The organism is Nitrososphaerota archaeon (assembly GCA_029785825.1).
In the GTDB taxonomy this organism is placed as follows: Archaea; Thermoproteota; Nitrososphaeria; order Nitrososphaerales; family Gagatemarchaeaceae; genus UBA183.
The window spans coordinates 1,637,132-1,655,132 of record JAFLYY010000001.1 but is presented as its reverse complement, the minus strand read 5'-3'; the positions used below and the strand labels follow the sequence as shown (position 1 = coordinate 1,655,132).

Here is an 18,001-nt window from a genome sequence, read left to right as displayed (position 1 = left end):
GATGAAAAAGCAGCAAGAGAACGAGGCAAAACTCTCGAAGGCAGTGGTGAGCCTTCAGCAGATTTCAGACTCCAGCATCACCCCGCGCAACATCAGGAAGATTGTCAAGGACTCCATATTGATGCTGCAGGACGCCAAACAGAGCGTAGCGGTAAGGGCAGCGAACGCCATCAGCCTCCTCGACGAGGTAGCGCAGGACCCAAACATGCCTTCTTTCGCCAGGGTGACCCTCTGGTCCGCAGTCTCCGAACTCGAATCAATCAGAGAGTCATAGGGCCAGTCGCCAGGCAAAGCTTTAACACATTCTCAGCCACTAGACGGCCGATTGCCCAGCTGCCCGAAATGCGGGAACAAGGAATCCATCCCGACGCGCACCTTCAACGTCATCGTAGAGCCGGTGAAGGGAGAGCGCGGCATGACCGAGCGACGAGTGGGCATGTATACCTGTTCCAAATGCGGGACCAAGTTCCCTACCGTCATCAGCAAGCAGAGGTACCTAATTGTAGCCGAGGAGCAACTACGGTCGATACAGGACGAGCTAACCGCTGTCAAAAAGGGGAACGAATCACTCACCTCGAAGGTCGCCGACATGGAACAGCAGCAGAGAGAGTTAGAAGCTTCAATGGACCGGACTGCTAAGGAAAACGACGTGAGGCACATGCAGGAAAAACTCGCCGACCTCGAAGAGTTCGTCCGTTACCTCAGAAAAGAAAAGGGCGAACTCGAGCAGAAGGCATCCAGGCTGAGATAGCCTAGATTCCTTCGGTCCCGATGGGCGGGAGAGTGTATCCAGCCTCCGCCTCATATGACGCCGCCTTCTCTTCCAGGACCGCCTTCTCCGTCCGGAGCGCCTGCACCTCGCTTTCTAGGGCGTTGGCAGACTTCTCCAACTCGAAGGCGGCTATCTTCTCCTTCAGGGAGGCGACGTCGGCAAGGAGCGAGGCCTTTTCGGCCTCGAGAGACCTGATCTTCTCCTCGAGCTCTGTCCTCTGGTCAGCGTATTCAGTTACCACTTCCATGGTTTCCACCATCACAACATTCAACGGTTTACTTCTTTGACAAAACTAAAAACAGTTGATAAGCTCGTGAACGCAATTAAATCGCACCGCGCAGGATTTATGAACCGACGCCCAATCGGCTACCTCCATGCCGAAGGGCCTATGGGTTTGGCCCGCCGACCCCGATGGTCAGCGGAAGGTGCTGGGGAGGGTGGCGTCTTCACCCCACCTTATGAACGCCTTGGGCGCCATGACCAAGAGCAAAAACGGGATGAGCAACCCAGAGCTAGACGACGCCATCAACGAAAGTTCTGAATGGACCACACTCTGGGTGGTTAGGCAGCTCACATCACTCGGCTTCGTGGAATACAAGGTTGATCTCTTCGGGAACCCGGCAAGGTACCACTTGACGGACCAAGGCTGGGCAGCCTATTCGGCCATAACAGGGAAACCCGCCCCCAAGCCTCACCCGTCCACCCAGACCCCACAATCGCCACCAGCCGCCTCCAGGGCCGCATGATTCGGTAAGAACCCGGTCTTTGTCTCTTATCACTAACGGGGTTTCCCCCTCCATTGCTAAACGAAACCGCTGGAGTGGGCAACGCATCCCGCCCCTCTCCGAGCGGCGAAAGACTAGCACGACGCAGAAGAACCCCCGTCGAGGGATGCTGCCTCCTCAGAGGATTTTCTCTTTCTTCATCCCGTCTTCCTCTCTCCACAAGTACGCCCCCACATCCATGTCCCTGAGGAGGTAGTAGCCGTCAGGAATAAGGTCGGTCTTGGGAGGGACGTCTCCGAGCTCCTCTCCGAGGCCGAGCCTCACATAGACATCTGCAAGGTTCGCGTACTCCGGGAGGTGCAGGTGCTTGACCGCGATGTAGCCCCACAGCGGCATAGTAGAATGGAACTTACCGGGATCGACTTCTGTCACACAGGGCCGCCCACTCGCCGACTCCTTGATGTCGACCGAGTATGCCCCACTAGGGGAAGGGTCTATCACTCTGACCGCTAGCTCCCCCACTTCGTTCACCGCCCTGTCGTGGACAGTCCTGGACACCGAGGGGGTCCCAGTGATTCCCGAAGGGGATACATGTTTGAAGGGATACTCGAGGCGTTCACGGGAGTAGGAAGTGACAAGATTGCCTTCATACCAGACGCTGTCCCAGGCGATGTTCCTGCCAGGGAGGTACTCTTGCACGACGAACTCGTCATACCTGTTTCCGCGGGCGACCCAGAGGTCGATCCAAAGCTGAGCTTCGGCGGCACTCCTGCAGAGCAGGCTCAACCTCCCCCCTGCTCCATGTCTGGCTCTCACCCAGAGGGGCGAGGGCATCTTCGAGAAGGCCCGCTTTACATCATGGCGCCCTGAGACTTCAGCCGTCTTGGCTACGGGGATACCCGCCGCCTCCAACTTCTCCTGAGAGAGCAACTTGTCTTGGCCGACTCTCATCACGCTAGCCGGAGGAAGGAGAGTCCGACACGGGATGAACCTCCGCTTCGACGATACGACATATGCCTCGCTCGACGGCTGGGGGTGCACGAAATCGACTCGTTCTTTCTTCGCTATCTCAGCTAGGCGGGAAACGAACAACCTGTCACTGTGCCGGGGCGTGAGATACCTGGCGTCGACGTCAGGGTAGAGCACATGGTACCTGTTGAAGTCTGTCCCCACGAGGTAGTAACGCATCGACGAGATACGGAGGGCCCGGGCGAAGTTCACTCCTGCAAGCCCTCCGGCCCCGGTCACCAGAACGCGCTTGATCACTTTGCCACCTCGAGCCCGAACCCCTCATCCGCGGGCAACACCCGGTACCTGTCGAAGGGCTCTCCCGGCTGCCCCTTCACTTTCATGAAAGAACCATGGACGACCTTAATCCCCTGCCCCCTCTTCACTCCGAGGCTCAACGTCAACCCTCTGGGGGGCCGAGAACCAAGAGTAATCAGGCTGCCGGTGGTCCTTAGCGCTACTTCTCGCTCCTTCCACCACCGCGCGATATCTGCCCCCGACCCCACAAAACACCTCTTACGCATCCCACTCAGAATCTCGAGCACTTTCCAATACATCCTCCCTCCCTTCATCCGCACCGCCTCTTGGTGCCAAAGAAGGGTGAACAGACCGCCGACGCGGCTGACCATCCCCAGGGAGCGGAGCACGTCCCGCATCCCTCCCTCCTCAGACCTGCGAAGATACCCCCAAAGTGTCGTGTCCATTAGCGAAAGGGGGAGCTCCAAAAGTCTCAACGGCCGCCACCCAGCATCGGGAGGGTGGAACGGAGTCGCCAGCCCGAGCCTGAACCCAAGCCTGTCGGTATTGCCCACCGTGGTGTCGTAATCGAACCCCGCCGCATCCATCACATGCCACGACCTCGCGTAGTCGAACTTCAGATAATGCTCTCTTACCCCGACTGGCCTGAACCCGAGCTCGCTCCGGAAGCTGGCTACTGCTCGCTTCATCTGCGCTAGGGAATCATGCGTCCCAAAGTCGCCATGGAGGCCGACGTCCCATCCTCCGGCCAACAGGCGTTCCATTTCCCCCTTCAGTTCACCGAGAGGATAGTTGGCGGACATCAGGTAGAAGCTCGACCTGAACCCGGCCTCCCTCTCCTTCTCTGCAATGTAGTGCAGGTTGTTGTAGAGAGAGAGGCGACCCCGTCGTGCCAGATTCACGTCGCGTAGGTCGAACCTATCCTGTACCTTCAGTATGTGCTCCCAGGGCCTGCTGATGTTGTCGACGTCATGGGTAAGGGCGACGGCGAACTCCGCTCCTGACGGCCACCGCTCCTTCCTGACGAAGTACCCATTCGACTCAAGGGAGTCGCGTTCGATTCTCGGCAAGAGGGCCGCAATCTTCTCCTCCAGCAAGAGCCGTTCCATGTCTCTGGGCTCTCCTCCTAGCATGATTGATTCGACTTCGGAGACGAGTCTCCGAGGCACATCCGATCCTTCCAGCGAGCCCGAAGGCAGCCCGAGGCTGTCCCGGACCAGCGTCGCCGCAAAAGTCCCCGCGTTCCCGCGCTTTCCCATCTGCTTTTCCCCTTGCATGCCCCTCTTTTAACGGAAGGCGAGAGGCAACATCCAACATAGCTCTCTCAGCAGAGCCCAAGCGTCGGCCTTCTAGAGTGGTATCAGTCAGGTAGCAAGATAGGGCATTCTGATAAGCCCAACATTCCATCCCAGATGGCAGCATAGCGGGTCCCCAACCGTTCTCGAAGCAATATGAAAAGGTCGTACTTCTGAATTTAGTGCGGGGGGAGGGATTCGAACCCTCGAACCCCTAAGGGATGAGGTCCTGAGCCTCACGCCGTTGACCAGGCTGGGCGACCCCCGCATGGGCACGGCGAGCCCCAACTTCGCTTTATAACATTGAATCAGTCCCGGTCACTTTCGCCGGCCTCCCTCTGTCCAAAGTGGACGCCGCACCAGTTCCACGTTAAATTCCACGTGACGTTTGATGTGCACGCAATGACCGGGCTGCGATATCTCTATGAGCAGGAGACCGGAAACAGAGAGCGCTTCGTCTACCACTGTTCTAGATGCCACGTCTTCGAGATAAGGCGGAGCTCGGGGCCGGACACGCTCCCCGTCGGGCTCTGCAGGGAGTGCGGCAGGCCTCTCGAAGAGAACGCTGAACGCACACTCGTCCCCATCCCTGAGGAGTGGTCTGGCGCGGTCGTGGAGGCCGCGGGAGTGCGGCAGGCCGAGCCATTCTTCAGGCGTGCATCCTCAATTCCCCACTTCTCTCTCGGCCTCCCTGGGTTCGATTCGCTCCTGAGGCCCCTGTCAGAGAAGAGGCTGGTCGTGCTCAGCGGGGCCCCATCGTCAGCCGTGGCAGAACTTGTCGCGTTCAGGGCCCAACTCCCAGTTGAGTCAGGAGGGCTCGACTCTGCCGCCGTTTTCATAGACGGAGGCAATCAGTCCGACCCGTATCTCTTTTCATCCTTCGCGAGGCAGCAGGGCCTCAGGCCCACCTCTGCCATGAGGAGGGTGGCCTCCTGCCGCGTCTTCACCTTCTATCAACTCGCTTCGCTCGTCTCAGAGCACCTGGCACACGTGGTCGAAGACTATGGAGCGAAGCTCGTGGTCGTATCTGACATCCTTGGCACTTTCAACGAGCCCGGGATGGAAGAAAGGGAAGCGAGGCGGGTTCTAGACGCCGTCCAGGCGGGGCTGGAGGAGACGAAGAATCACGCCCTGGTATTCGCGACCTTGGCTAGGCCAAACACACATGACGTCACCGTCATGTCATGGGCTGACGCCACAATCGCCATGTCCGCCGATGGGGACAACATCAGGGCAGAGAGGCTCGAGCACAGGAACAAACTTCCCGAGTCTTCCACCTTCAAATTGAGCCAGTTACTGAAGGCTACGAGGAAGGGGGCCTTCCACTGATGGGCCGCACCGTCCCCTCGTTTCGGATAGCAGAAGCCCAGGAGGCGGCTGAATGGAGGTCGTTCAAAAAGGCGCTCCCGAAGGAGGACAAGACGGCCTTCGACGAGATGCTCAGCTCTGCGAGGCTATACACGTCGGCCTCGTCAGCAGCGGTCAGGACATCGAGGTTCGAAGGTATGGTCATGGCAATCATATTCCATCACTACAGGACCCTCAGCCGAACCGCAGCGGAGGTCAGAAGGGAGGCTGTCCCTTGACCCTCTCCGACGACGAAATTACCGACGAGATGGACAGCTGGCAGCGCTTCGCCGACGCGCTCCGGGCAGACGACAGAACACTCTTCAAGGAGATGCTCGGTCTCAGCTACGAGTATTTCCCAGCCATCCAGGCCAGAGATTCTCCTTTCCCTGCCGAGGCCCTATTCATGAGCCTCCTGCTCATGCAGCACAAGACAATAGTCTGGCTGGCGGCCGAGGTAGAGAGACTGAAGGTGACGAAAGACGCGCGGCTGGATACTTGACCTCTACCCCGACGGCCCTGGGGAGATGGTCGTCTGGCTGAAGCGGGAAGACGGCGAAGCAGTCAGACTGGTCGACAGCTGGGCCCCGTCAATTTTCATAGGGACAGATAACAGGTCCGACTTCACAGTCCCGGCCCACACCCTCCGCGATGAACTAGCATGGACTAGGCTCGTCCAGAGGCGCGAGCGGGTGACCGACAACACGACAACCGAGGTCTTGGAGGCGAAGCTCAGGGACGCCAAGAGGGCCCAGCATGTCGCCGGCCGGATAGAGCGGCTCGGACCATTCGGGACGTTCAGGCTCTACAACGCAGACGTCCCCCCCGCCCAGAGCTATCTCTACGAGAAGGGTCTCTTCCCCCTCGCCCTCTGTGAGGTGGAGCAAAGGGGCGGCACACTGGAATGGACGCCCGAAGACGACATCTGGGCCTACGACTATCCCATTCCTCCCCTGAGGAAGGTCGAACTCAAGGTGGAAGTGGCCAAGAAGGGGAAGCTACCAAGACTCACAGACAGAATCGAATCAATGGTACTGACGAACGACGAAGGCACTACCATAATAGATGACAGGAATGAGGCCGACAGTCTTCTCGCACTGGCGAGGGCTGTGCGCGAAGCCGACCCGGATTTTATCCTGACCAACGACGGAGACACATTCCTGTTCCCATATCTGATTAGGAAGGCCAAAACCGTCGGCGTCGCCGCCGACTTCACACTGGGCAGGGATGACACGGTCATGAAGCTTCCTTTCAAGGCAGGCACCTCCTACTTCAGCTACGGCCAAATCCATTACAAGCCTTCGGCCATAAAACTCCGGGGCCGGATCCACATCGACACCAACACATCCTTCGTCTACTCGGAAGCTGGGTTCGAAGGGCTCTTCGAGCTCAGCAGGATATGCCGCATGCCCCTCCACACCTCAAGCAGGGCCAGCATCGGGAGGGCCCTCTCCAGCCTGCAGCTCTACCACGCGTTCAAGATGGGGCTCCTCGTCCCCTGGAAGCCCACACTGGCGGAGCGCTTCAAGGACAGGAGCGAACTGCTGACCGCCGATCGTGGGGGCTTTATCTTCGAGCCGAGGGTGGGCGTGTACGAAGGCGTCGGGGAGCTGGACTTTTCTGCCCTCTATCCGAACATAATGTACAGGAAAAACATCTCGGCCGAGACGGTCAGATGCGCCTGCTGCCCTGATTCCAATAACCGAGTCCCCGAGCTCGGGTGGAACGTGTGCAGAAAGAAGGGAATTGTCCCACTCGCGATAGAAATCATAGTAAAGAAGAGGCTCCGCTACAAGGAACTCAGAGACGCCGAGCCGGACAAAAGGGTCCGCGAAATGTACAATGCCCGACAGGTCGCCCTCAAATGGCTGGGGGTGACCACATTCGGGTATCTTGGCTTCAGCAACGCAAAGTTCGGGCGCATAGACGCCCATATCGCAGTATGCGCTTGGGATAGGAAAATCCTGATGGACGCGGCCAGGATTGCAGAGGGCAGAGGCTTCGAGGTGATACACGGCATCATAGACTCTCTGTGGGTCCGGAAGGGCGGGGCCGAGGAGGCCGATTTCCTCGATCTCAAGGAGGCGGTTGAGACAGGGACAGGCTTCGCCACCTCATTCGAAGGAATCTACAAATGGGTGGCCTTCCTCCCGTCGAAGGTCGATGCCGGGCTCCCCACCCTAAACAGATATTTTGGCGCCCACAAGAACGGCGAACTGAAGGTCAGGGGGGTCGAGGCCCGCCGCCACGACACACCACAGGCGTTCAGGGAGTGCCAGATGAGCATCCTGGGGGTCTTGGCCCACGCCGGTTCCGTGGCCGGGGCCAAAGACAGCATTCCCGAGTGCATCGAAATCTTCCTAGGGTACGCCAGGGCCTTCGAGAGGCACGAAACGCCAGCCTCAGACCTCGCCTTCACCTCGAACCTCTCGAAAGCACCGGGGGAGTACAACACACTGACGGTCCAGCAGGCGGCGCTCAAGCAATTGGTCGCCGCGGGGGCGTCGCTGCACGCCGGCGAGGGGATACGATACGTCATAACGGATTACAGGGGGAAGGACTCGAAGAGGGCGACCCCCCTCGTTATGCTCGACGACCAGGCGAGATATGACGCCTGGCGCTACATCAGGCTCCTGGCTGAGACGTGCTCGTCGGTACTGGAGCCCTTCGATAGGCGATGCACCTCAGAGGGACTCCTGTCCCTCTACGAGAGGGACAAGAGTCTGTCGCTCACCAACTGACCGGCTTCGCAAACACGATTCCCAGAATAGGAGACTCTCATCCGCCCCGGGCTCCGCTACAGTTCGAACCCATCGAGGAGTCTTCAGAAGGCTAAAGCAGCCCTATAGGCCGTACATGGTCCTCGACCACGAAAGCCACGGCCCTGTCTAACTGGTGGTCGGCGCGCTTCTTGCGTCGAAACGACCAACCTCCACCAGCCGTCAAGTAGACAACGCCATGGCGCGCAGTCCTTAAGACCATCTTGGTGTCCCGCACGACGGATGTCTTTCTCTGCCGACCTCGCCTGGGACCGAGTCAGGACCCTCGCCCCGTTCCCTAGCCACCTCGATTCGTACTACCGCGACATCCTCTCGCAATACGAAGCGGCTCACAGCACGGCCTCGACCGCGAGGCTGATGGGGCACGATCCAGTCGGGGTGGTGGAAAGCAAAACCGTCTTCGACCTAGCAGACCGGGTCAATCAAATGCTCCGCCTGGACCAATTCGAGGGTCTGGTTGATCGGCTCCGCGAGCTCCTCCATACCACATCCAAGGAGAGGGCGGCCCTCACCATATCACAGGAAATCGCGCTAGGGAAGTTCGGGGCTCTCGAGAGGCACGAAGCGCTCAGCTATGGCGTCAGGGCCGGCCTCGCTGTGATGACCGACGGGGTCACCGTTGCGCCCCTGGAAGGGATCTCAGGAGTCACGATAAAACAGAACGACGACAACAGCGACTACGCGTCAGTCTCCTACGCAGGGCCGATGAGGTCAGCGGGCGGGACCGAAGCCGGCTTCTCACTGGTGATAGCGGACGCGACGGCCAAGAAGCTCGGCCTGAGCAACTACCGCGCCCGCCAGGAAGAGATTGACCGTTTCGCCGAAGAGCTCAGAATATACGAGCGCGACGTCGGCAACTTCCAGTATAAGGTCACCGACGAAGACATCCGGCGCGCCATATCGAACCTCCCGGTAGAAATCGACGGAATAGAGACAGATCCCGTCGAGGTGGTGGTCCATCGGAACCTAAAGCGGGTCGCCACAGACAGGTTGCGCGGCGGAGCCCTCAGAGTGCTCAACGACGGGGTAATCGGCCGCGCCCACAAGCTTTCAAAGAAGCTCTCGAGCCTCAACATCACGGGCTGGGAGTTCCTCGCGCAGATTAAGGGGGGGACACAGCAGACCACGAACGAGACGGAGAAGGCGGGCGCCCATTTTGAAGAGGTAATCTCAGGAAGGGCCGTCCTGTCCATGCCGAGAAGCAAGGGGGGATTTAGGCTCCGTTACGGCAGGTCGATTAACACCGGTCTCTCGACCATTGGGATTCATCCCGCGGTGGCGACCCTGCTCGACTATCCGGTGGTCACCGGGACCCAAGTGAAGGTCGACCTACCAGGAAAGGCGGCGACCATAGCTTTCGTCGACTCAATCGAGGGGCCCACCATCCTGACAAAAGACGGAAGCGTGGTCAGGGTGAACACCGTGGCCCAAGCGGAAGAGATACACGACGCCCTGTCCAAGGTTATCGACCTCGGTGACGTCCTCATCAGCTACGGGGACTTTCTAGAAAACAACAAGCCACTCCAACCATCGCCCTACGTTCCCGAGTGGTGGGCTCAAGACCTAGCGAAGGCGCTAGCCGGGATTCCAGGAGCCGATAATCTCCTCGCAGCCACAGGCCTGGCGCTGGAAAGAGCGCGAGCGCTCGCGGCTTCCCCGACAACGTTCCCCACGGCCGCAGAGGCTATCGCAATCTCCAGGTCGCTCGGCATACCACTCCATCCCTTCCACACCCCTCGCTTAGACCGGGTGGGATCATCCGACCTAGCCGGACTGAGGAAGAGCGCAAAGTTGGAAGGCCATACCGTCGTCATCGACGCCGAGGTCCCCCACACACGCTGGGTCCTCAATACATGTTTAATCGAACACACAATGGAAGGGGGCACAGCCGTGGTACGAGGGGATGCTGCACTCGTCCTCCGGACCCTCCTCAGGCTCGACGAACCCGATCTCATGATCCCCGTCGAAGACCCCGATTACGTAAGGCACCTCTCAGGGATACAGCTGGGGCGCCAGAGCACCACCACCATTGGTATCAGGGTGGGGAGACCAGAGAAGGCCATGATGAGGCGGATGAAGCCTCCGGTGCACGCGCTCTTCCCGGTCGGATACGAGGGGGGGTCGATGAGGGATGTCTTCTCAGCCGCCAAGGTAGGCCGGGTAGAAATCGAGGTCATCAACCTGTACTGCCGGAAATGCGGAGAGAGGCGGCTCGACGCGAGATGTCAGGTCTGCGGAGAGGAGACCGAGCCTTACATGGCCTGCCCAAGGTGCAGCGCCGCCACTCAGGATATAGCGTGCCCGAACTGCAAGACGAAGACCCTCCCCTACTCCAAGTTCGACTTCGATTTCCGCTCGAAACTAGAAGGCATCAGGGCGAAAATCCCCTACTCGTCTACCAAACCGGTGAAGTGTGTGAGGGGACTGACGAGCGTCTCGAAGGTCCCCGAGGCCCTGGAAAAGGGAATCATCAGGAGCAGGCACGGGGTGTTCGTCTACAAGGACGGCACCCTGCGGATTGACGCGACTAACGAGCCCCTTACGCATTTCAGGCCCAGGGACGTAAAGGGGGATTTGGGGACCCTCTTCCGCCTCGGATACGAGCGCGACACCGACGGAGCACCGCTTCAACGAGACGACCAAGTCCTTGAACTAAAGCCCCAGGACATCATCGTCCCAGCCGACATCGGGAACGACCTTGTCAAAATGGCTCAGTGCGTCGACGACGAGCTGCAGAGTCTCTACGGTCTCGACACATTCTACCACGTGGCAAAGCCTGACGACTTGCTGGGGAAGCTCATCATCGGGCTCGCGCCTCATACGTCTGTGGGAGTCGTAGGAAGGATCGTCGGTTTCTCCGCCACGGAGGTCTGCCTCGCCAACCCCTACTGGCACTCGGCGAAGAGGCGGGACTGCGACGGGGACGGGGACTCTCTCCTCCTGCTGCTCGACGCGTTGCTGAACTTCTCGCTCCAGTACGTCCCGGCGCAAATCGGTGGGTACATGGATACACCACTGCTCATCCAACCGGTGATTCTCCCTGCCGAAGTCGACGAGCAGGCCCACAACTTCGACATCGTTGCATCCTATCCCCTCGAGTTCTACGAGAAGACCCTAGAATCCCCGCCGGCGGCTTCGGTCGCTGCTATGATAGAGAGCATCGGGTCGCGCCTTGAGAGCGACACGCAGTTCTACGGCTACAGATTCACCCACCCCACCAGCTCTATAACGATTAAGCGCCCCAGGGCGTCCTACTCCACCCTTCGGACGCTCAACGAGAAAATCGCGAAGCAGATAGAAGTCGCTTCCCTGGTGGAAGCGGTGTCGACCCGGGACGTGGTGGAATCCATCATCAAGACCCACCTCATCAGGGACATCATGGGGAACGCGAAGAAGTACGCCACCCAGGCCTTCAAATGCAGGAGCTGCGGCTTGACCCTGCGACGCCCGCCTCTCGCGGCCAAGTGCCCAAGCTGCGGTGGGGAAATCAAAGGGACGCTCACCCGGGCATCGGTCGAAAAATACCTCTACATCGCCCAGAAGCTCGCCCGCGACTACGACGTCGACTCATATCTCAGGAGCCGGCTGGATATGCTCCAGAGGGAGTTGGACCAGCTCTTCCAGGGTCCGAGGAAGGCTGATCAGCTCGAGTTGACCGACTTCTTGAAGCCCGCTCTAGCCGAATGAATAAGCAGGTGTGTCCCTGAAAGAATACTTGACCTTCTGGAACCCCTTCCTGAGCTCCTTTATCCTCTCAACGACCTCCTCCTTCTTCGCCCCGCCCAGGCCCAGGTGCACCAACTCTGCAACTTCCTTCATCTCGGACCTCCCCATCCCCAGCCTCGTCAGTTCGGAGACACCCAGCCTGATTCCCCCCGGGTTCATGTAGTGCCTTCCCGCCTGCAGGTCGCCGGGGATGGGCTCTCGGTTGCAGATGATGTTCTGATCCTCTAAACGTTTCTCAATGACCCCGCCATCAGTATACCGCATCACGTCGAGTGCCACTTGGTGTGACATGGTGTAGCCGCCCTTCTCTCCCAGCACCTTCTCGCCAAGCTCGGCGAGTCTCCCCGCCAATGTCTGGGCGTTTGCTACGACGTCTTTGGCGTACTTCTGGCCGAACTGAAGGAACTCCGCGAAGACCATGGCCTTGGCCGCCACGTTATTGAGGTGGTGGCTACTCGTCGTCCCTGGGAAGACCGCCTTCTTCAGCGGCTCTGCCAACTCCGCGGTCGACGCTATGGCTCCTCCCTGAGGCCCGAAGAGGACTTTGTGGGTGCTCATCGTCATCACCTGGGCCCCTTCCCTGAGTGGGTCCTGAAACTCTCCGCCCGCTATGAGCCCGGCTACGTGAGCCGCATCGTAGCAGATGGACCCTCCCTTGTCGTGGATGGCTTGTGCGAGTTCTTTGACTGGGTGCGGGAACAGGAACAGGCTACACCCAAACATCGCTAGCTTAAGCGATGGAAGAGCGGCGATACGTTTCTTCGTCGCGTCCACATCTATGTTCATCGCTTCCTTGTCGAACGCGAAATATGACACATCGAGGGAGTGAACCAACCCGGCCGTCCCACCGAAATCCTTCTTCCCATGAGAGATGTGTCCTCCGTTGGGTACAGACATAGCCACCATCATGTCTCCTGCAGACGTGAGTGCCGAGTAGACGGCCAAGTTCGCGTTGACTCCGGACACCGGCCTGACGTCGAGGTGCTCCGCCCTGAACAGCTTCTTTCCGAGGGCGATTGCCCGAAGCTCAATCTGGTCGATGTATTTGCATCCAGCGTAGACCCTCTCCCCGGGCCACCCTTCGGCGTACCTGTGGCCCAGATCCGAGGACAGGACCTTTCGCACCGGCTCGGAGGCGAGGTTCTCACTGGCTATCATCGGGAGGCTCTGTGAGAACCACCGTTCGTGGGCGCGGATTTCGTCGGTCACCGAATTGAACTCTGACTCATACGACGACATGGGGCGTGAAGATTTCTCACGTTAATTATACATTTGGAGGAACTCAGCCCGTCTGTTTATACGCCGAGCTCGCGAAGGTGAAACGCCAATGGCCACGTCGAACGGGCTCTGTATCCAGCTCTCCCACGTCAGCAAGGCTTACGGCTCAATCCCGGCTCTGAACGACTTGAGCTTCGAAATCCCAATAGGAGGGAGGTTCGCGCTGCTGGGACCTAACGGCGCCGGGAAGTCGACCACGCTCAAACTGCTCATCGGCTCTCTGCGCCCGGACTCGGGTTCCGTCAAAATCCTCGGTTCTCCTCCCGACAGCAGGGCGGCGAAGTCGGCGGTGGGGTACCTTCCCGAGGACGCGCTCCCCTACAGGATGCTTTCGGTGAGGGAGAACCTAGAATACATCGGTGCCCTCAGGGGTGTCACAGACGTCAGGGGACGGACTGACTTCCTTTTGGACGAGCTCGACCTCAGGCAGTACGAGCGGTCGAACGTGGGGAGGCTTTCGAGAGGTAACACACAGAAACTTGCCATCGCCCTTTCTCTGATTCACTCTCCCAAGGTCCTCCTACTCGATGAGCCTCTCAACTACCTCGACATCCCCACCCAGGAGACGGTGATTGGCCTCCTCGACAGGCTGGAGGGGACACACCTCATCTCCACTCACATAATGTCTATCGCCAACAGACTGACAGACAGCGTCGTGATGATATCGAAGGGGATGTTCCTGTGGGAGGGGACCATTGAGGAGCTCAGGAAGAAGGGGACGCCAGAGGAGCCCATAGAGAAGGTGGTGGCGAGGATGATGACCGGTGCAGCTTAGCCTCCTGAAGTTCATCATCCGGACCCGCTACTCCAGACCGTTCCTAATACTGATGGCGGTCCTCTTGGTGTACTATGTCGGGGTCTCTCGAGCCATCCCGGCCCAGACTGGAGGCATCATCCTCAGCTACTATGGGACTGCGATAATCGCCCTCTTCCTCGCGATGGCCTTGGCCACCGGAGGCGTGATGGTTCTGAAGTCAGACCGGGACTATCTTTTCACTCTCCCTCTCTCGACGAGGGACCTGTCAGCATCCATCTTCTTCTCGCAGTTCATCACATTCGGAGTTACTATACTGCTCATGTTCGGCTACTTCTACGAGTCATTCCACTCCGCTCTCATACTGGTCGACCTGATGGCTCTGGCGTTGACGGCTACTTCACTGGGAGTGATCGCCCCAGCCATGACCGCCAGGGTGAGGGCGGGGCTCTCGGCGGCCCTCGCCATCTGGACCCTCTTCGCCTTCACGGGCTTTCCATTGACCCCTGGTTCGGCCTTCAACGGAAACATATTGGGCGGGACGGCTACTCTGGTCGCACTTGCGGTAGTGACCACAGCGTCCGCCTTCAGGGGGCTGTCCAGGATAGAGCTCGACATGATGCGGAGCCTGGTGAGGTCGACTTCCACCGACGTGAAGTCACCGACGAGCTACGCAGGAACGAGCCCTATAGGTGCGATATATTCGATGAACCTCTCCTCGATCTCCCTCGCAGGCAGGATGAACATGGCCGGAAGTTCAAGGTACGTCTCGAGGCGGGTAAGACTCCGCTGGGTCATCATCACCACTTGCGCGGCGGCGGCTGCCTACTTTGTTTTTGTGTTCTTCTACACCGGGTCTCCGCAGCCGTTCACAGGGGGCTCCGACTCGGTCCCGGCCGCCATCGGCGTGTCCATCGCCTTGGCATTCCTATCGTTTTTCCTATCACAGTCTGCCATAACCAACGAGCGGATTTGGCTCTCTCTGACGTCCCTTCCGGCCGCCACCTACTTCAGGCACTTGATAATGTCAAGAGTGGCATCCCTAATGCTCATCCTCGTCCCCTTCGCGGTGGCGGACGCGGCTCTCTACATGCTAGGACATGGCGAGGCACTCGGAGCCCTCGCGGTAGTTGTGGCCGTCGTCCCTGGGTCCTTCGTCTTGGAGATACTTTGGGCCGCCTACGTCGCCCCAATCCAGGTCAAGGGGGACGACCTGACGATGGCCGCACAGTTCAGCATCAGACAGACGTCCACCGTACTCCCATTTGTTGCGGTCTTCATCCTGGTCTCCATCGCCACCGTCTTGCCCGCGATCGCATTCGAGGGCGGGGCCATTCTCATCATGCTGGCTGCCGCCATAACCATGAGCGGGAGGTTTTGGGGCAAGGTAGTCACCCGGCTCACTGAAACCGGGTTCGTCTGAGACGAGGCGTTAGGCTTAAGAAGCGTCGGAGGAGTCGAGCCCTTCGATGAGCAAGAAAGACAACGCCCCGATGCCGGCATCTAGCGCAGGTCTTCTCACCTTCTTCAACGAAGAAACCCAGGGCGTGAAGATCAGGCCGGAGATAGTCCTCATCGGGTCGATTGCCTTGATAGCGGTCTCGATTGTCCTCAACGCCTTCTTCGCGTGACTCGAGCCGAAACGCGGCCACCGAAGCCCTAGCAAGCAGATACAGGCACCTCTTTGTCCTCCCTTCGGCCCCACGCCTTCTTGTGTACGTCGGAGCAGTCTCGCTAACCATCTCGCTCCTCTCCAGTTGGTCAGGCGCCGCCATAACCTTCGCTTTGTCGCTTTCCGCTGCCGTACTCTCCGCTGCCGTCGTCTCGGGCGCCCTTCGCCTTGAAGACAAGCGGAGCTTCGCGAGCTTCCGCCGGACGCTGGCCCTGGTCCTCGCCGGCGGAGTCCTCTGGCTTATCCTCATCCTAGTAGGCGCAACCTACGCCTGGGCAGTCCGGTCCTCGGACCCACTCACCAACATCTATCTGTATGGCGCTTTCGTCTGCACCGGGCTGGAATATCTCATCATCTATGGGGTCTTCACTAGGAAAAGCGCCCTCTCCCTCGCCCTGGCGGCCATCCATCCGGCTTCCACCCTCTTCATCCTCAGGTATACCGAGCTCTCCGCCCACTTGGACACAATTGCACTAATCTCAGGGGCGCTTTCTCTAGGAGTCATCTTCGCTTTTCCTCTTCTTCTGAAGAGATCAAAGACAAGCCTCGGTTACGGTGCCCTTCACCTCTTCCAGGCGTTCATGAAGACCTGGACCGCCGGAGACGCCAGCGACTTGGAGGAGATTATCGCCGCCCACTCGGAGGTGGTGGAGGTGGAAACGGAGGTCTTCCGGTTCAGGACCAGCACGGGGGACACGTTCCTCGTGTTTCCCGGTGTCCACCCCGGTCCCTTCCATCCCGTCGGCAGCTACGACCTCCCGGGGGTCATCTCCAGGGAGTTCCGCGACCTTGGGAGAACCATGACGCTGCACCGCCCCGGAGGGCACGAGCGGAATCTTGCTACTAGGGCAGACACACAGAAGTACGCCTCTGAACTCAAGGAGCTAGCGAAGTCCATCCCGTCGGCCAGCGACTCGCTCCTGCGTGGACCCATCCACTCCCGGGTCGGCAAGGCCACCGTCAGTGCTTCATCCTTCTCCGACGACATGCTCCTAACCATCTCCTTCGCCCCCTTCGGTTCCGACGACCTTGATACCAGAGTCGAGACAGACCTTTCTCGCCAGGCATTGGAAGCGGGATTCGACGCATCTGTGGTGGACGCCCACAATTCGATTGCCCGCGACCTGGAGACTCCCGAGACCACGGACCCCGGTTGGAAAGAGCTCTTCAGGGAAATGAAGAGGGCCACCCCCGAGGCCTTCGACGTTGCATATGCCCATTCGAGCGAGGTGGGGTTCTCGGCGCACAGTGACATCACAGAGAATGGCATTGCCCTCTTCATGCTGCGGTCAAGAGGTTCAAAGTTCGCGTTGATACTCGCTGACGCCAACAACGCAGTCCCAACACTCAGGGCTCAGGTGGCCACAGCCCTCGAGTCTGCCGGATACACACTCGTCGAACTCTGTACCTCTGACAGCCACAACCTCGCAGCAAGAGGACTGACTGTGGAGAGGGGATACGAGGCCCTAGGCGAGGCAACACCCGTCGCTTCCATCGCAGAGCTCGGAGTGAAGCTCGCGAAGCTCGCCGACTCAAGACTCGCTCCAGCCGAGTACGGCTCCGTAAAGAAGACCAGCAGGGTCAACGTGTTCGGGTCGAAGGCACTGGAGGAGTTCGCAGCCATAACGCAGTCGAGTTCGAGGTTTTCCAGCAGGTACTTCCGGTTTGCGGTGGCCGCAATTGCGGCCCTGTTGGTCCTATCGATGATCGCATGAACAAAACGGATTTAGGGGCTCTGGGAGCGCCCCGGTTCATGAGCCGTCCTCTTGGCGCTTTCGTGGCCATTGAGGGGGTAGACGCCGTCGGCAAGATGACGCAGACATCCCTCCTGTTGTCGCACCTTCGGGCCGAAGGGCTCTCAAGCCGCGCCCTGTCATTCCCCGCCTATGAGACGGCCATCGGGAAGGAGATCCGCAGGTTCCTAGCTGGGAGGGTGTCCTACCCCCCGCAGGCAAGGGCCATGCTCTACGCGGCCAACAGATGGGAGAAGAAGGCAGAGCTGCAGGAATTCATCTCGAAAACCGACGCAGTCATAGTCGACAGATACAGCGGATCTAACCTGGCATACGGGATTTCAATAGGTCTCGACTTGAAATGGCTGATGTCTCTCGAGTCGGGCCTCCCTGAGCCTGACGTCACCCTCGTTCTCGACGCACCCTTGGAAAATGTCATGCCCCGGAGGGGAAGGGGAAAGGACTCCTATGAGAGCAACCGGCAGCTCCAGGAGAAGGCACGCGGTGCCTATCTCAGACTGGCCGCGAAGTTCGGGTGGACTGTCATCGACGCCGACAGGGACATCGAAGACGTTGGGAAGTCGATCGCCTCCATCGTCTCAACGGTCATGGAAGTGAAGCGTAGAACCATTTAAGACGGCCGGGCGGCTCCA

The 18,001-nt window shown here is 59.3% G+C and carries 17 protein-coding genes and 1 tRNA gene; 13 read left to right on the top strand and 5 right to left on the bottom strand.

Annotated elements, in window-relative coordinates; genetic code table 11:
• Nucleotide 1 precedes the first annotated feature (1 nt).
• A complete protein-coding gene (locus JRN21_08905; GenBank protein MDG6989421.1) occupies nt 2–274 on the top strand; it encodes a UPF0147 family protein in 273 nt (90 codons plus the stop codon).
• Between the two features lie 51 nt (nt 275–325).
• Nucleotides 326–751, top strand: coding sequence for a hypothetical protein (locus JRN21_08900; protein MDG6989420.1), 426 nt, complete (start codon nt 326–328; stop codon nt 749–751).
• A 1-nt stretch (nt 752) separates the two neighbouring features.
• On the opposite strand, the gene JRN21_08895 is transcribed toward JRN21_08900, so the two are convergent.
• Nucleotides 753–1,043: a hypothetical protein gene (locus tag JRN21_08895; GenBank protein ID MDG6989419.1), complete on the bottom strand. Its 291-nt coding sequence runs from the start codon at nt 1,041–1,043 to the stop codon at nt 753–755.
• A gap of 103 nt (nt 1,044–1,146) precedes the next feature.
• Between JRN21_08895 and JRN21_08890 the strand changes: the two genes are divergently transcribed.
• Nucleotides 1,147–1,518, top strand: a complete 372-nt coding sequence (locus tag JRN21_08890) for a hypothetical protein (protein ID MDG6989418.1) — start codon at nt 1,147–1,149, stop codon at nt 1,516–1,518.
• A gap of 156 nt (nt 1,519–1,674) precedes the next feature.
• Here JRN21_08890 and JRN21_08885 read toward each other — a convergent pair whose 3' ends face one another.
• The 3 genes from JRN21_08885 to JRN21_08875 all read right to left on the bottom strand — a co-directional run bounded on the left by JRN21_08885 (nt 1,675) and on the right by JRN21_08875 (nt 4,326).
• Nucleotides 1,675–2,763, bottom strand: a complete 1,089-nt coding sequence (locus JRN21_08885) for a hypothetical protein (GenBank protein ID MDG6989417.1) — start codon at nt 2,761–2,763, stop codon at nt 1,675–1,677.
• Entirely contained in the window at nt 2,760–4,022 is a 1,263-nt protein-coding gene (locus tag JRN21_08880; protein MDG6989416.1) for a hypothetical protein, read from the bottom strand. Before JRN21_08880 ends, JRN21_08885 begins: the two co-directional genes overlap by 4 nt.
• Before the next feature lie 219 nt (nt 4,023–4,241).
• Nucleotides 4,242–4,326 (bottom strand) — tRNA-Leu (locus JRN21_08875).
• Nucleotides 4,327–4,460: 134 nt separating this feature from the next.
• On the opposite strand from JRN21_08875, the gene JRN21_08870 reads away from it, so the two are divergent.
• From JRN21_08870 to polC, 5 genes are all read left to right on the top strand, one after another.
• Nucleotides 4,461–5,387 (top strand): hypothetical protein, encoded by a 927-nt coding sequence (locus JRN21_08870; protein MDG6989415.1) that lies wholly within the window; start codon nt 4,461–4,463, stop codon nt 5,385–5,387.
• Nucleotides 5,387–5,644: a hypothetical protein gene (locus tag JRN21_08865; protein ID MDG6989414.1), complete on the top strand. Its 258-nt coding sequence runs from the start codon at nt 5,387–5,389 to the stop codon at nt 5,642–5,644. The genes JRN21_08870 and JRN21_08865 overlap by 1 nt, the downstream gene beginning before the upstream one ends.
• Nucleotides 5,641–5,907, top strand: coding sequence for a hypothetical protein (locus tag JRN21_08860; protein ID MDG6989413.1), 267 nt, complete (start codon nt 5,641–5,643; stop codon nt 5,905–5,907). Before JRN21_08865 ends, JRN21_08860 begins: the two co-directional genes overlap by 4 nt.
• A 25-nt stretch (nt 5,908–5,932) precedes the next feature.
• Nucleotides 5,933–8,146, top strand: coding sequence for a hypothetical protein (locus JRN21_08855; GenBank protein ID MDG6989412.1), 2,214 nt, complete (start codon nt 5,933–5,935; stop codon nt 8,144–8,146).
• A gap of 261 nt (nt 8,147–8,407) precedes the next feature.
• On the top strand, nt 8,408–11,872 hold the full coding sequence (gene polC, locus JRN21_08850) for a DNA polymerase II large subunit (protein ID MDG6989411.1): 3,465 nt from the start codon (nt 8,408–8,410) through the stop codon (nt 11,870–11,872).
• On the opposite strand, the gene JRN21_08845 is transcribed toward polC, so the two are convergent.
• Complete coding sequence (locus JRN21_08845; GenBank protein ID MDG6989410.1) at nt 11,861–13,150, bottom strand: serine hydroxymethyltransferase; 1,290 nt, start codon at nt 13,148–13,150, stop codon at nt 11,861–11,863. The two genes, polC and JRN21_08845, sit on opposite strands and share 12 nt — an antisense overlap.
• Before the next feature lie 88 nt (nt 13,151–13,238).
• Between JRN21_08845 and JRN21_08840 the strand changes: the two genes are divergently transcribed.
• From JRN21_08840 to tmk, 5 genes are read left to right on the top strand one after another with little or no spacing between them, the layout of a single operon-like run.
• On the top strand, nt 13,239–13,964 hold the full coding sequence (locus JRN21_08840; GenBank protein ID MDG6989409.1) for an ABC transporter ATP-binding protein: 726 nt from the start codon (nt 13,239–13,241) through the stop codon (nt 13,962–13,964).
• Complete coding sequence (locus JRN21_08835) at nt 13,954–15,366, top strand: hypothetical protein (GenBank protein ID MDG6989408.1); 1,413 nt, start codon at nt 13,954–13,956, stop codon at nt 15,364–15,366. Before JRN21_08840 ends, JRN21_08835 begins: the two co-directional genes overlap by 11 nt.
• Nucleotides 15,367–15,412: 46 nt before the next feature.
• Complete coding sequence (locus JRN21_08830) at nt 15,413–15,574, top strand: preprotein translocase subunit Sec61beta (protein ID MDG6989407.1); 162 nt, start codon at nt 15,413–15,415, stop codon at nt 15,572–15,574.
• A complete protein-coding gene (locus JRN21_08825) occupies nt 15,549–17,330 on the top strand; it encodes a DUF2070 family protein (protein ID MDG6989406.1) in 1,782 nt (593 codons plus the stop codon). Before JRN21_08830 ends, JRN21_08825 begins: the two co-directional genes overlap by 26 nt.
• A 38-nt stretch (nt 17,331–17,368) precedes the next feature.
• The gene (gene tmk / locus JRN21_08820) at nt 17,369–17,983 is read left to right on the top strand and encodes a dTMP kinase (protein ID MDG6989405.1); all 615 of its coding nucleotides are present in this window, start codon (nt 17,369–17,371) and stop codon (nt 17,981–17,983) included.
• The last annotated feature ends 18 nt before the right edge of the window (nt 17,984–18,001 follow it).